Genomic DNA, 649 nt, shown 5'->3' with positions numbered 1-649 from the left:
GCGTGCTGGGCTTAGCGCTGCTTCCGTCGAGCGATTTCTCCGGCCCGGTATCTTTCTGGCCGTACTGGAAAACGCGCTTCAGAACCTGGTCGTCTGGCGGTTTCGGCGGTTCCGGAGGCGGCTTTTGTTCAGGCGGCTTCTCAGCCTTCTTTTCAGGTGTCGGTTCCGGTGGCTTTGGAGCAGGTTTCGGCTTGGGCTTCTCGGGTGGCGGCACGATCGCGACATTGACGGGCTGTTCCTGCTGAACCGGCTGCTGCTCGGGTCTCGGCAGGCCATAGACCAGAAACGCCGCGATGAGCGCATGCAGGATCAGCGATGCGGGCAAAGCCCACAGCAGATGCCGCCGCCGTTCTCCTGTCTCGCCCTTCATCCTCACCGATGTGGAATGAAATAGCGGCGGCTTCAAGCATAGGTGGTGGATTGGCTTGATTTAACCGCTGACAGGTTGGTGATCGGATGACGACGCGCAGACCCCAGGTCAGCCAGTTTGCCGCTGGCGCGGGATCCCGTCCAGAAACCGTTCGTCCAGCCGTGTCTCGCCAAACCAGTTCAGCCGGTTGATGCTGATGAAGCCGGCATCGATCGCCTCGTTTTCGTCACCCGGCTGGCTGTCATGGGCCCGACCGCGCGGCACGGTGATGACCTGTCT

Annotated in this window: 1 pseudogene; it reads right to left on the bottom strand. The window is 61.6% G+C overall.

Going from position 1 to position 649, the window contains the following annotated elements:
- A pseudogene (locus EN906_RS36285) lies at nt 1–370 on the bottom strand (hypothetical protein); the annotation flags it as partial.
- Between the last annotated feature and the right edge of the window lie 279 nt (nt 371–649).

This window comes from Mesorhizobium sp. M7A.F.Ca.CA.004.06.1.1 (assembly GCF_003999135.1).
Taxonomy (GTDB): domain Bacteria; phylum Pseudomonadota; class Alphaproteobacteria; order Rhizobiales; family Rhizobiaceae; genus Mesorhizobium.
Note: the sequence above shows the minus strand (reverse complement) of the source record. Positions and strands in the feature narration are given on the sequence as shown.